Below are 13417 nucleotides of genomic sequence, written 5' to 3' on the forward strand. Positions count from 1 at the left end.
AAAACCATGTGTGGAATTGTAGGCGCAGTCGCTGAACGCAACGTCACCGCCATCCTGCTTGAAGGCCTCAAGCGCCTGGAATACCGTGGCTACGACAGCGCCGGTGTGGCGGTTTTCACCAACGCCGGCAAGCTGGAGCGCATGCGCCGCCCGGGCAAGGTCAGCGAACTGGAGCAAGCGTTGCTCGGTGAGCCGCTGGTCGGCCGCCTCGGCATCGCCCACACCCGTTGGGCCACCCACGGTGCGCCATGCGAACGCAACGCCCACCCGCACTTCTCCGGTGACTTGGCGGTGGTGCACAACGGCATTATCGAAAACCACGAAGTGCTGCGCGAACAGCTCAAAGGCCTGGGCTACGTGTTCACCTCGGACACCGACACCGAAGTCATCGCCCACCTGCTGAACCACAAGCTCAAGGACCTCGGCGACCTGACCGTCGCCCTCAAGGCCACCGTTAAAGAACTGCACGGCGCCTATGGCCTGGCCGTGGTCAGCGCCAGCCAGCCAGACCGCGTGGTTGCCGCACGCAGTGGCAGCCCATTGGTGATCGGCCTGGGCCTGGGCGAAAACTTCCTCGCCTCCGACCAACTGGCGCTGCGCCAGGTCACCGACCGCTTCATGTACCTGGAAGAAGGCGATATCGCCGACATCCGCCGTGAAAGCGTGGCGATCTGGGACGTTAACGGCAATTCCGTGGAACGCGAAGCCGTGCAATACCGCGACGGCGCCGAAGCCGCCGACAAAGGCGAATTCCGCCACTTCATGCTCAAGGAAATCCACGAGCAGCCATCTGTGGTGCAACGCACCCTGGAAGGTCGCCTGAGCCAGAGCCAAGTGTTGGTTAACGCCTTCGGCCCACAAGCCGCCGAGCTGTTCGCCAAAGTGCGCAATGTTCAAATCGTCGCCTGCGGCACCAGCTACCACGCCGGCATGGTTGCGCGTTACTGGCTGGAAGAACTGGCCGGCATTCCGTGCCAGGTCGAAGTCGCCAGCGAATTCCGCTACCGCAAGGTGGTGGTGCAACCCGACACTCTGTTCGTGACCATCTCCCAGTCCGGCGAAACCGCCGACACCCTGGCTGCGCTGCGCAACGCCAAAGAGTTGGGCTTCCTCGCCAGCCTGGCCATCTGCAACGTCAGCATCAGCTCGCTGGTGCGCGAATCCGACCTGACCCTGCTGACCCAGGCCGGTCGTGAAATTGGCGTGGCCTCCACCAAAGCCTTCACCACCCAGCTGGTCGGCCTTTTGCTGCTGACCCTGTCCCTGGGCCAAGTGCGCGGCACCCTCGCCGAAGGCGTCGAAGCCACGCTGGTAGAAGAACTGCGCCGCCTGCCAACCCGCCTCGGCGAAGCCCTGGCCATGGACAGCACCGTGGAAAAAGTCGCCGAACTGTTCGCCGACAAAAACCACACCCTGTTCCTCGGCCGTGGCGCGCAATACCCGGTGGCGATGGAAGGCTCGCTGAAACTCAAGGAAATCTCGTACATCCACGCCGAAGCCTACCCAGCCGGTGAGCTGAAACACGGCCCACTGGCCCTGGTGGATGACGACATGCCGGTGGTCACCGTCGCGCCGAACAACGAACTGCTGGAAAAGCTCAAATCCAACCTTCAGGAAGTCCGCGCCCGTGGCGGCCAACTGATCGTGTTCGCCGACGAAAAAGCCGGCATGACCAACGGCGAAGGCACCCACGTCATCAACATGCCGCACATCCACGACACCCTGTCGCCGATCCTCTACACCATCCCGTTGCAACTGCTGTCGTACTACGTCGCCGTGCTGAAAGGGACGGACGTGGACCAGCCGCGAAACCTGGCGAAGTCGGTGACGGTGGAGTAATACGTTTGGACTCGTAAGGCACCACTGGTTCTAGACAATAGATTTTGACAACAGACAAAATATTCTGACACCAGATAATAGATTTTGACACAATGCCAAAGCCCCTGATTTCAGGGGCTTTTTCTTTTAATGTCCTCCACCATATGTCTGATTTTGGATTGTGATCCCGCTTAAGGTTTAGTCTGGTACCAGTGATCAGACTTATTCACAGGGCGATTATTTCCTAGGACTTTTTGTGCACATTCCATTTTGAGGATATGTGGAGGCTGTAGAAGGCATGGGAGGTTGGCTTGCGTGGTCGTAGCTTCAAGACGCAGTCCGATATCGATCGGCATATCGAAAAAGGCTTTGGGCAAGGAAGTCAGGAGCTGTATGTGCCATGGCTGCGCGTGCAGGACGTTCCATCTCAGGGCCGCTCACGTAAGGTCCACGGAGTAAAGGTTGATAGGCTTCATCATCTACTGTCAGATCTTGAATACGGGTATTTGCTCGTAGCCGAGTTTTCCCCAGAGGTTTTGGATATCCGTGAGCAATTTCCACTACTGCCGGTACCAACCCTTCAGTCGATTGCCCATGCTTTGAGTATTCGTTATCCCGTTTATCCAGGCACCAAGGTGCCCTTTGTGATGACGACGGATTTTCTGCTCACCATCAAGCAGCCAGATGGAAGCACGCGCTTAGCAGCGCGTACGATCAAATACACCGAGTCGTTGAAGCCTAGTAAAGGGCTTGAACGCACCTTGGAAAAGTTTCAAATCGAACGAGCCTACTGGAACGATCGAGGAGTGGACTGGAACATTGTTACGGAGAAAGATCTACCTACCCCTTTGATCCAGAATCTTGACTGGCTGCGTAAGTCAGCGACCCTCCAACGACATCTTCAGCAACGTCCGCTGATCGAGTCGTTTCTGGAAGAGATAACTCGCGTGCGGGAGTACCCGTGGTCGCTTGAGCGCGCATTGCGGCACATAGCGGGTGTCTTGTTCATTCCCTACGCCGATGCCAAGGCCACGTTCATGCATTTGGTATGGCACAAACAGATCCTCTTGGATCTGGCTACCGAGCGTCTTTCAATGAGGAGCGCGGTGCCGGCGTTCAGGGTCGTATGGCCTTCTACCAATCATGACCACGAACTGAAGGTTGGTTGAAATGGCAGATCTCGGAAAGAACGATGTCCTTCAGGCTGTGACAGAACCTCCTCTCCTGAAGAACCTGGTGAGGGTTCTTTGGGTTGATCGGCAAAGTGATCAGATTGTGTTGATTACGATTGAGCCATCACCAAAGCGGCCTTGGGTCATGCGTTTGTCTGATTTGAAGACTTGGTTGAGCGCCGGCGATATCAAGACCATCACGATGGCGTCCCCGACCTACATGTTGAAGGTGGAGGATGACCTGTCGGACAAAGAGAAGGCTTTTCGGGATAACAACTGGGCTCGTATTCAACCGCTGGTCGATACTGATCCCCCTGATGAGATTTTTCAGCCTGGTTCTATGGGGCGGATGGTCAGTGATCAGGCGTTAAAACTAGAGATACCGAAAAAGACCCTCTACCGCTTGCTATATCGCTATTGGGTGAGCGGGCAGGTGCGTAACGCTTTGCTTCCGGATCGAGTTAATGCCGGAGCTCCGGGCAAGCCTCGACAATACCGTGAAGGACAGAAGCCTGGACGGCCGGCTGTATTTCAGGGAGTGAAGGCCTCGACTCAATCGAAGGTGCTCAATGAGGCCGATAAAAGCTGCATCAAGACTGGTTTTGCGTTGTTTGCAAAAGGTTCTGTAGGAACCATATCTGATGCTTACATCAAGATGCTGCGCCGCTTTTATACGGTGAAGCCAATGCCGGGTGACGCAGGGGATGATGCGCCGTTGCTTCCCGCCAGCGAGCTACCCACAGCCAGACAATTTGCCTACTGGGGTCACAAAGCCTTCGATGACATTGCGGTTCTGAGAGGCCGTAGTGGTGAGCGCAATTGGCAAAAAGACTATCGTCCTCTGAGTGGCACTGTTAGGGAAAATCTGCGCGGGCCAGGCCATTTATTTGAAATCGACGCCACTGTTGCAGACGTCTATCTCGTCAGTCGTTACAACCGCAATTGGATCATCGGCCGTCCAGTTGTGTATGTCGTAATCGATACTTTTTCGGGAATGATCACGGGGGTATTCGTTGGATTGGAGGGACCAAGCTGGAACGGTGCCCGGCAAGCACTTTACAACGCGTTCACCTCAAAAGTGGAGTTCTGTGGTGCCAACGGCGTTGAAATTGAAGACGCGGATTGGCCTTGTCATCACCTACCGCATGAAGTTTTCGCGGATCGTGGTGAGATGCTTGGGCAAGCTGCTGAGGGGCTTGCCTCCGGTTTGCGCATTAATTTGGGTATCGCGCCTCCCTATCGTCCAGATTGGAAAGCGATCGTGGAAAGCTCATTTAAAGTGCTGAATGTCACGACGCAAATTCACTGGATTCCAGGAGCTGTTCGTAAGCGAATTCTAGAGAGGGGTGAGCGTGATTACCGACTCGATGCAACTCTGAATCTTGCCGAATTTACGAAGATCATCATTGAGGGAATCCTTCACTACAACAGTCAGAATCGGCAGCCAGCGCGACTCAATAAGGAGATGATTGCTGATCAGGTCGAACCAACCCCTATGGGAATATGGAGGTGGGCGCTGAAGAATGATCGAGTCGAGGCCAATATTCAGACCGAAGAGCTGATTTATCTGCACCTGCTACCCCGAGATAATGGCTCAGTTCAGAAAGGTGGGATTAAGTTCAAGGGAATGTTTTACGTCTGCGACTGGGCCATCGAACATAACTTGTTTGCACGTGCTCGGCATCGTGGTGTCAGCAGTATCCTCTGTTGGTATGACCCAAATAGTACGCAACATATCTGGATTCAAGGCCCGGATCGGCACTTCATTCGTTGTGATCTCCGAAACTCTGAGGTGCGTTATCACGGCGTCAGGTTCGAGGAAGTAATCGATATGTTGGAGATAGTTAAACAAGAGTCTCCTGAGAGCAAATACAGCAAGCTGGCGAGTCGTGTCGCGCTGGACGCAACAATTTCGGATGTTGCGTCGAATGCCGTGAAGGAGAAAAAGTTGACGATGGAGCCGGGCTCGAAATCGCAGAAGCTCGGTGACATTCGAACCAACAGATCCCACGAACGCATGAAAGAGCGCTCGGAGTCGGTAGTGCCCGAAGACTTGAGAGCCGCTAGCTCAAATCAGAATACCCAAGCCTCGAACACGGGGGGTGGTGTCGCTGAAAATTACGCTGGTACCCGTAGTGCTGAGGTAATTGATCTACTCAGTCGGTTCCGCCCGGGAGGTAGCAAATGAATCGAAGTGTCCAGAATTTCGCGAAGTACCATGAATCTCCCGTTCTGGAGTTTCAAGGTAATCCGTTGATTGAGGCGTTACCTCCAATTCTTTCCGAGAGTGACGCTGCATCACTGATCTCGCATTTTCCTCCGGTGGCCTGTGAGGAGCGGCAGCACGACAAGTCGGTCAGGCTCCATTGCATTGATCGCCTGCGTTCCGTTGTTCAGCCATTACCGATTCATCTTGAGCTTGAATCAGCATTTTCTTCGCTGCTGCGTAGTGGATATGTAGGGCGCAACCCAATGTCTACAGCCACTGTTAGACACTTGCACTCGCTGTCAGCGCCAGGAGGTTCAGACGGGTTTCGCTCAACGGCAACCACTTTCAGTCTTGTAGGGTTGAGCGGAATCGGGAAATCCACCGCTCTTGAGTCAATACTTCGGCTATATCCGCAAACGATCGTTCATCAGCGCTATGAAGGGCGTTCTTTTGTGCAGACGCAGATCACTTGGTTAAAACTGGACTGCCCGTTTGATGGATCGCTTAGCGGTTTATGCCGTGCTTTTTTCCGCGCTGTTGACCAAGCGATAGGCCAAGATCGGTATGCGAACAGCTATCGTGCGCGGAATGGCTTACCTGATCTTATCCAGCGCATGGAGCAGGTCGCGAGTACCTACTTTGTCGGTGCCCTATTGATCGATGAAATTCAGCATCTACGTTCCGCCCGGACTGGCGGTAAAGACAACATGCTTAATTTTTTCGTAAATTTGATCAACTCCATTGGCATCCCGGTCGTCTTCATTGGCACCAATTCTATGATTAGTCTTTTCTCCGATGTTCTAAGAAACGCCAGGCGAGGATGTGGTCTGGGCGTCACGGAATTTCAGAGATTCGAAAAAGAGGATCCGGTGTGGAGAATGCTGGTTGAGTCTCTGTGGGAGTATCAGTGGTGTCGCGAGATCAGCCCACTGTCGGATGAGTTGTTTGATGTGCTCTATGACTTGACTCAAGGAGTCACTGACTTTTTGGTGAAATTGCTGATTCTTGGGCAGCGCTTTGCGATCCAGAGTGGAGAGGATCGGCTTACACCCAGTACGTTCAGGCGCGTTTCTGACAAAAAAATGCAGATACTCAAGCCGGCGCTTTCGGCTCTACGCAGCCGGGATCCGCGTCAGCTAAGCCGCTTTGAAGATCTGCTACCGATAGATGATCAGCTCCAAAGCATGATGACTCTGAACGCTAATGAAGTAGTGGATCGACTGGCTTTATTGCGCAGTATTACGTCAGTCTCTCGGATGGAGGCGCCCTCAGAGAAAGTTTCCAGTACACCGAAAGCCAGTCCGGTTCAGGTCGATGCTAAACGTTCACCAACGAAAGCAACTGTAATTGCGCAAGATGAAGATCCATTGCAGAGGTTAAGAGAGGAAGGTTGGTTGAACACTGATGTGTTCGAGTTTTCTCCTCTGCATCGGAAGGTGTAGTTCGTGAGGTTGAAATGGATCATGAATTTCATTTCTTTCCTGCTGCCTGTCCCGATGAAACGCTGCATAGCCTTCTATCGAGATATGTTCGCCTGTCTGGACTAGGGTCATGGGCGGCTGTTTTCAATGCAGCCCAAGGCGACGCGAGCTTCGCACGCAATCTTGCATTTCCTTGCCATTTGGCTGACTTGGTGCAAGCGTTACCATCGGCAGCGAACCTTGGCCTCGACTCGATCATTGTCAGGCATTCGCTACTGCCGTACTTCCAGCCGTTCCTAACCGAACACCAGTTCGCCAATGCTCAGTTTCAAATGGCCTATCGGGGCGGGGTTGGCCTTAAGACCAAACTTGGAATCATCGCCAGCCGACTGGAAACAACGTGTAGGACGCGGTTTTGCCCTACCTGTTTGGTAACAGATGTCCGTGATTACGGAACAGCGTATTGGCATCGCGTACACCAATTGCCTGGCGTGTGGATCTGCCCCCACTGCCAAGCACCTCTTTCAGTAGTCGATCATCACTGGCTAGCCAAAGGGCTTAGGAAGCTTTATTTGCCACAGGATGAGGATGTCCAAGCACACGCATCTCGATTTTCGGTCAACAAGCTTCAGCAGCAAGCCCTGCTTACTCTTGCCCGAAACTCTCTACATCTACTTGAAGCCAACGCTCCGCCTCAACCAGCCGCGCTGATTCGCCAGGCATTGTTGAACGCGGTCATTGATCGAGGGCTAGCTTCTCCGTCTGGTCGGCTATGCCTCAGTGAATTAGCCCATTTTTTACATAGGCACTTTGAGGCTTTCCCCACGAATGGAGAGTTTCTGGTTTTGAGAGGTGAGTTGGATGGCCTTCCCGCGAGTTGGGTAACCAAGATCTTGCGCAAACCAAGAGGAACGCATCACCCCCTCAAATATCTGATGCTTGCGGGTGCTTTCGGTTTCGACCTATCCAGCATTCTACGTGTCAACGGAGTGTCGTCATGCATTCCTCTACGGCGCGTAGAAGAGGCACCGTGCATTGAGGAGCTGCACGCGAATATCACTACAGATTTGGCGCAACAATCGGTTCCAAACCAGCACGTTTCAAAGCAAGCTGAACAGGCAGTGTGGGAGGGAGCTATTACAGGCGCTGGAGCTGAGGAAATAGCACGTTCAGCAAGGTTATCAGTAGCAACAGTCTATCGGTCGATTAGAGCTGTTTCAGGAGGCCCCGAGAGATGGAAGCAACTGAGGTTCTTAAAGATCCGCGCAAAGAGACGTGAGCGTTTTTCGCGTCATTACCTGACTTTATTTGCGCACGAATGCCGAGATTACATTTGGTTGTACCGCAACGACCTGCAGTGGCTTAAAGCACATCTAGGCAAGACTGAAGGTCATAAGGAAAACCGAAAACCGAGTAGGCTATTCGCTGACTTGGACACGCTTCTCTCAGTAAAAATCATCGAGTGTGCATTTTCAATTCGAGCGCTGCCAGGAAAGCCAGTACGTGTCTGTAAAACCCGCATCGGCCGTGAACTCGATGCTTTGTCTCGTTTTGAAAAACAGCTGGATCGACTCCCGCTTTGTACCGATGCATTAGCCTCAGTGTGTGAAAGTTCTGAAGCTTTTCGTCGCCGCCGTTTGGTCTGGGCAACTGAAAACCTAGCAAGAGTTGGTAAGCCAGTCACGCGCTCCGCAATATACCGCTCAGCCTCTATCAGACCGCCAGGTAACGGTTAGCAAATGGAGAAGTGCTCAAGCTGTATTGGAAGGCATTCACCACGGACGGATTGCTACTGAACCTGGTGTCGCCGATGGGTGAAGAGTTGCTGCCAAAAGTCGGACTGTGTTGAGGTGTTTAGGCTCGAACTATGCTTCAAGTGAAACTTAGATAATGAGCGAGGGCGCATACCCTCGCTCAACACATCTTTTTAAGAATTGACTTCTTCAAAGTAAGTCTGGGTCAGATGGTAGACCAGCCCTTTCTCTGTGGGTTGCGGCTTGAGATCCGGCACCGGCGGGAGATTAGCCAAACCATGGGTAATTTCCGCACAGTTGCTACCTCCAAACTGCTCATCGACCATCGCACGCGATCCCTCTTTCGCCAGAATGGCAGCGACCTCGATGCTTTTCTCGACGCTCCCGCCTGTAGTCAGGATCAAGCGTAGCGTAGCGCTCATTGCATCTGCTGTGTTGTCAGTGAAGTTTTTGATGCCGTTCAACATGCCTTGGGAATTTTCGTTGCTCATGTCCGTCTCCAAATTAAACCGGTAACGACCGCACACAGACTTTTTGCCAGCGGTCAGAGTGGATCTGGGTTTGCGTCACAGCGATCAGCGCTCTCGACGATCCAGTTCTTCAGCAATTGCTACTTCCAGTTGCCTGGTCGTCCTTGTGGATACAAGGTGCCGACACCCTTCAATCGCAATACGAAGCGGGTCGAATAATTCGAGTGACTCCGCGTAGGCGATTGCTTCGGCCAGTGCCCTATCGACCATTCCGGTGGACATATGGCCCCCCGCGTTGCAGTTCTCCCCATGCATAGCATATCCAGCAAGCCAGTCGAGCGAATGCAGCTTGTCGTTCGGGATCGACTCCTTCTCCCAAGCAGCCCAGCGTCCTGCTTCGAAAGCATCATCGTCTAGGGTTTCGCCAGGGAAAACAAAGGGCTTTTTTGCACGCTCAGCATCGTTGCGCTCATCACGGAATGGGAGATCATCCAATCGACAAGTAGGGAAACGCCATCCACGGCGACCGCTAGGCTTCAGCCGCACACTGCCACGAAATGACAACTGACGGTTGTATCCGTAGTGCGAAGCCTCCTCGTCCGCCTTCATATCGAGGTCATACATCGCCACTAGAGGAAAACTGATAGTTCGTCCTAGGTGGTAGCTACGAGGGAAATCCTTCGGAGCTCTAAGGTCATAGTCGAAATAGTCCGCAGGGTTTTCATTGCTGACGAATTTCCAGAAATGTTTACGTGTATGGCGATCTTCATCGTCGATCGCGTCGATGATACGGTTTTTCAGAACGACATGATTGGCGCGATCTCGGCTACCAACGATCAACTGTGGAGCACCTTGCAGGTCATCGAAAAAATCCGCACGGAAGCCGACGTCAGAGTAATTGGTCGATGCCTTCACGAAGATATTGAGGAGTTCGTTGAGGGAATCCTCTGGGTACCCAAGGCCTTGGACCATACATTGCTCGATCATCTGGCTATCGGGAATGTAGTAACCCACACAGCGTTCAACGCCTTTCTCGAGTGCGATGAGGAATGTGTGCTGGTTACGGTACCCAAAACCAGCGCTGGCTAGTATTTCGGCATGCCGCGAACAGTACAGCTTGCTTCCGCCGGAAGCGGTTTTTTTGCTGAACTGCTCTGCAATGTGGGAGACGAATAGGTCGTATCGCTTGCGTGTGCTCATAGATGAGTCCTCGGTATCAGTAGTAGGTGGACTAAGAAAAACTGCTCGTGGGTTTACTTTTCCTAGTGCACCCACGGACTAATCCGCGGATGAACAGCGTTGTCAGTAGAAAGCTACCGACGAGAAGCGACGCATTTCAGGGGAATTGCTAGACAGGAGATACCCACTACTCGTGTCTGTTAGAACGCCGTTTAGGCAGTTCCCGTGAATAGTTAGCCATCACCACCACATGCACGTCAAGTATGAAAAAAGGAGTGGCACCGCCACTGGCTGGGGTGAGCGTCAACAAAGGGGCCCACCCGATGCAACGGGTGAGAGAATGCATCGCCCCATCTAAGCGAAGGGAATGCAGGCCAAGAGTGGCTACTTAACTTTTTTGCTTGGTGTAGGCTCGTCCTCCGAGGGACATTTGGTAACCAGGAGGGCCCTCCCATTGGCGGGTGACGTTTGCTTTGACCAATTCTTTTTCAACATCTATTCCTTCGCTCACCATTTTTTCCACATCCCATTCGAAGTAGCTAATGAGTGCGTTCCAAGCTTGATTAGGCAAAGACGACAGTTGAACCAAGCTCGTAATAATGGGAGTTAATTTCAGACGGTGCATTTCTGATAGCACTGAAATAATTCTGCGCAAACGGAAGTGCCACACTGATTCAAAATTAGTTTCGAGCTGTTCGGATACCAGTGGAAATAGGCTATTTCGTTGAGGGACGCCTGCTATTCTCTTTGGTAGCAATGCAAGCATATTTCCAAGATTAACGCGGATCTGCGTTTTGCTAATTTTATAAAGATCATTAACGCCAATTTTAATTATGTCTGCGTATTCGCTATCGAATTTATTGGTTTTAGATTCTTCTGTTGACGCAGTATTTACTTTTTTTGAGAGTACGCCTAAAAGCCATTTTTTATCGTTTGCTGTGAGCCAAAGGGTAGCTTGATACGCATGTTTCCATAAGTAATCCAAGGTTGCTCCCGTGCGGGCTTCTATGATGTTGTTAACTTTCAGGCGATGAAGTGCCTTGGTGGTGTTAGGGGTTGTTTTGTTGTATGGTTTTCTAGACTTTGTTCCAGTAAATAGTATTAGCTCTTCCGTAATTCTCTTTTTAAATGTCTTCACGTCCCCAAATAAATGAAGAGAAATGATGAGGTGTCGGGTGATGGGCATATCTAGCTGATCATTCACAGTGGTGGTTCTTATCCACTGATGGTACTTGCCTGACGCGTACGCGTTATCAATTCTCGACAAAAAATCATGACCAAATTTTGATTGGATACTTTCGAACATTTTCGTCGTCGCCATTAGGTTTCCACGAGCAAACCCATTTTTCTTGGCTTGTCGACGATAGCATGCGGCTAATACCCCAGATGGAACAGCCGGTAAATCACTATGCAGAAGGTCCTTTGCAAACTGCGCAAATTTTTGCTCGATTTCCGGCACTCTCGAAGGAGAGTGTGAGCCTAATGGTCTCCAGCCACATACGCAGGAGCTGGTTAACATAGGTAATAGCTTGTTTTTTCGGTAAAACGGATGAGTGCAAGTTGGACAGGCCTGCAATAAAGTCTCACCGTGTCTCCAGCAAGCTGTTACGCCCGGAATGTGATGAGATCGGTGCCAGTACGAATGCCCCGCCTCAATAAGATCCGATTGGGCGCAGGAAAGGCAAATCTTAGCCATGCTATGAAAACTTACCTCTCTACGAGGAAGTCTGGATACGAGCGAAGTGCTATTGCCATCATTGACTTTGGAGATGCCTAAGAACGGCTTGTAAGCAGGAAGAATGGTGTTGCACGCAAGCAACTCATTTAGATTATCGCTCTTGTCGCCAGGAAGCTTCTCCGCAAGGTCTTCGATTCGTTTAGGGATAATTTTGATAACAAATGGTTCGGCACCAAATAGATCTTTAAAAGTCTCACGCTCAGTTCTATTTCCCGAAAGTAAATGATATCGGGTAACTCGTGAGTGAAAGGTCTCGTCTGGCATGGACATTGGGAAGAACAGAATTTTTTGAGACATTCGTAAGACTTTAGGTGATGGTCACTTTTTCTCAGACTTTACAGGTCTAGAGACGGTGCGATTTTTTGGGAGAGGGACAGATTTTGCTACTTCAGCAACATTTCCTTGGCAGATATTCGTCACGGCTAAGGTCTTTCAGGCCGCAGCGTTGTTCGGTGGCTTTGGCGAAGCGGCGTAGCATTTCGATCGCGCCATCACGTGCTTCTTTCGATAAGTCGCAGGCTAGATTACGAGCTTCTCCCACCAAGTCCGACCGAATGCTTTCGTAGATGGCCATGCCTTCGGGCGTCACGGTGATTGCCAGAGCACGGCCGTCACTTGCGTCCGGCACACGTTGAACCAGGCCCTGTTTGGCAAGCGAATCGACCAGCCGGCTGGCATTACTCTTGTCGAGAAAAAGCTCGCTGGCCAGCGATTGAACCCGAACAGGCCCAGCCTTGATCACATGCTCCAGCGCGTAGCATTGAGTGACGGACAGTCCTTCGCAGCAGCTGCGATCTCTGTCACGAAACTGGTAGACGCGAACCAAATGACTCAGCGCTTCATAGAGCTGTTCGGCGTCCTGGTCGATCTGATCAATCTTTGGCATATCACTCGGCTCGCAATTCCGGGGAAAACGCTAATACCACCTTAGCAGTCGTTGTGACACATTTTTTTGGGCATAAGGGCCAGCGAAATTGTTCCAAGATATTAGTTGCGGCTCGCAACGTATTTTGCGATTGTGAATTGGAGATGAGGCTTGTAGGCCTCTCGGAGGCGGTTCACCGATACATTCTCGGGAATACGCATTTCAGATGCAGCGCCGTTCATTATTTCGCAGTTTTTTGGTGGGCTATGCGCCTATGGTTTTGGACACCGTCATCTCGTTTGAGCTGGCATCACCGACAGTCGACGAGATGGCGGAGCGAATTGCAGTAACACTGCGGACGTACCCTTATCTGGTAGCAGAGATGGCGGTAAGGTCGTTGGATACGCTTACGCAAGCCAGCATCGAGCCAGGGAAGCCTATCGCTGGTCAGTAGATTTCACCGTCTATATCGATCCAGCCTTACACCGGAAAGGGATTGGTCGTGCGCTTTATCATTACCACGCCTTGAGAAACAGGGTTTTCATGCGGCCTATGCCGGCATCGCCTTACCCAATGCGGGGAGCATAGGTATCCATGAGGCGCTCGGCTTTACCCATATCGGTACTTACTCTGAGGTTGGGTACAAACACGGCCAATGGCATAGCATGGGTTACTGGCGCAAACCACTTGGTACGGTGACGCCGCCAACAGAAATCATCCCCTTCAGCGACTTAAAGGGAGATTAGAGAAGCAAGGTGGGATATGACCCTGTTGCTATTCGTCGGCATCGG

General features: G+C 52.0%; 9 protein-coding genes and 1 pseudogene. 6 read left to right on the forward strand and 4 right to left on the reverse strand.

Annotated features, from left to right (window positions below; translation table 11 throughout):
* Positions 1 to 6: 6 nt before the first annotated feature.
* The 5 genes from glmS (at position 7) to L8I05_RS13725 (ending at position 8356) form a co-directional block, all read left to right on the forward strand.
* Positions 7 to 1839, forward strand: a complete 1833-nt coding sequence (gene glmS / locus L8I05_RS13705; protein ID WP_159961249.1) for a glutamine--fructose-6-phosphate transaminase (isomerizing) — start codon at positions 7 to 9, stop codon at positions 1837 to 1839.
* A 290-nt stretch (positions 1840 to 2129) separates the two neighbouring features.
* The gene (locus tag L8I05_RS13710) at positions 2130 to 2987 is read left to right on the forward strand and encodes a TnsA endonuclease N-terminal domain-containing protein (RefSeq protein WP_242169538.1); all 858 of its coding nucleotides are present in this window, start codon (positions 2130 to 2132) and stop codon (positions 2985 to 2987) included.
* Between the two features lies 1 nt (position 2988).
* Entirely contained in the window at positions 2989 to 5178 is a 2190-nt protein-coding gene (locus L8I05_RS13715) for a Mu transposase C-terminal domain-containing protein (protein ID WP_242169540.1), read from the forward strand.
* Positions 5175 to 6641 (forward strand): ATP-binding protein, encoded by a 1467-nt coding sequence (locus L8I05_RS13720; protein WP_242169541.1) that lies wholly within the window; start codon positions 5175 to 5177, stop codon positions 6639 to 6641. The genes L8I05_RS13715 and L8I05_RS13720 overlap by 4 nt, the downstream gene beginning before the upstream one ends.
* Before the next feature lie 14 nt (positions 6642 to 6655).
* Positions 6656 to 8356, forward strand: coding sequence for a TnsD family Tn7-like transposition protein (locus L8I05_RS13725; protein ID WP_242169543.1), 1701 nt, complete (start codon positions 6656 to 6658; stop codon positions 8354 to 8356).
* 191 nt (positions 8357 to 8547) lie between these two features.
* Here L8I05_RS13725 and L8I05_RS13730 read toward each other — a convergent pair whose 3' ends face one another.
* The 4 genes from L8I05_RS13730 to L8I05_RS13745 form a co-directional block, all read right to left on the reverse strand.
* Positions 8548 to 8865, reverse strand: coding sequence for a hypothetical protein (locus tag L8I05_RS13730; protein WP_242169545.1), 318 nt, complete (start codon positions 8863 to 8865; stop codon positions 8548 to 8550).
* Positions 8866 to 8949: 84 nt separating this feature from the next.
* On the reverse strand, positions 8950 to 10044 hold the full coding sequence (locus L8I05_RS13735; RefSeq protein ID WP_242169548.1) for a hypothetical protein: 1095 nt from the start codon (positions 10042 to 10044) through the stop codon (positions 8950 to 8952).
* A 367-nt stretch (positions 10045 to 10411) separates the two neighbouring features.
* Complete coding sequence (locus L8I05_RS13740; RefSeq protein ID WP_242169550.1) at positions 10412 to 12058, reverse strand: TniQ family protein; 1647 nt, start codon at positions 12056 to 12058, stop codon at positions 10412 to 10414.
* 91 nt (positions 12059 to 12149) lie between these two features.
* Positions 12150 to 12647: a MarR family transcriptional regulator gene (locus L8I05_RS13745; RefSeq protein ID WP_242169552.1), complete on the reverse strand. Its 498-nt coding sequence runs from the start codon at positions 12645 to 12647 to the stop codon at positions 12150 to 12152.
* Positions 12648 to 12852: 205 nt separating this feature from the next.
* Between L8I05_RS13745 and L8I05_RS13750 the strand changes: the two are divergent.
* Positions 12853 to 13372: pseudogene (locus L8I05_RS13750) on the forward strand (arsinothricin resistance N-acetyltransferase ArsN1 family B).
* Positions 13373 to 13417: the final 45 nt, after the last annotated feature.

It is taken from the genome of Pseudomonas sp. MONT-RG-20F-20-E-7-02, assembly GCF_022662395.1.
Taxonomy (GTDB): domain Bacteria; phylum Pseudomonadota; class Gammaproteobacteria; order Pseudomonadales; family Pseudomonadaceae; genus Aquipseudomonas.

Excerpts from the sequence above, each read along its gene's own strand:
- glmS (WP_159961249.1), top strand. The coding sequence starts at position 7 with ATGTGTGGAATTGTAGGCGCAGTCGCTGAACGCAACGTCACCGCCATC.
- L8I05_RS13715 (WP_242169540.1), top strand. The coding sequence starts at position 2,989 with ATGGCAGATCTCGGAAAGAACGATGTCCTTCAGGCTGTGACAGAACCT.
- L8I05_RS13735 (WP_242169548.1), bottom strand. The coding sequence starts at position 10,044 with ATGAGCACACGCAAGCGATACGACCTATTCGTCTCCCACATTGCAGAG.
- L8I05_RS13730 (WP_242169545.1), bottom strand. The coding sequence starts at position 8,865 with ATGAGCAACGAAAATTCCCAAGGCATGTTGAACGGCATCAAAAACTTC.
- L8I05_RS13720 (WP_242169541.1), top strand. The coding sequence starts at position 5,175 with ATGAATCGAAGTGTCCAGAATTTCGCGAAGTACCATGAATCTCCCGTT.
- L8I05_RS13740 (WP_242169550.1), bottom strand. The coding sequence starts at position 12,058 with ATGTCTCAAAAAATTCTGTTCTTCCCAATGTCCATGCCAGACGAGACC.
- L8I05_RS13725 (WP_242169543.1), top strand. The coding sequence starts at position 6,656 with ATGGATCATGAATTTCATTTCTTTCCTGCTGCCTGTCCCGATGAAACG.
- L8I05_RS13745 (WP_242169552.1), bottom strand. The coding sequence starts at position 12,647 with ATGCCAAAGATTGATCAGATCGACCAGGACGCCGAACAGCTCTATGAA.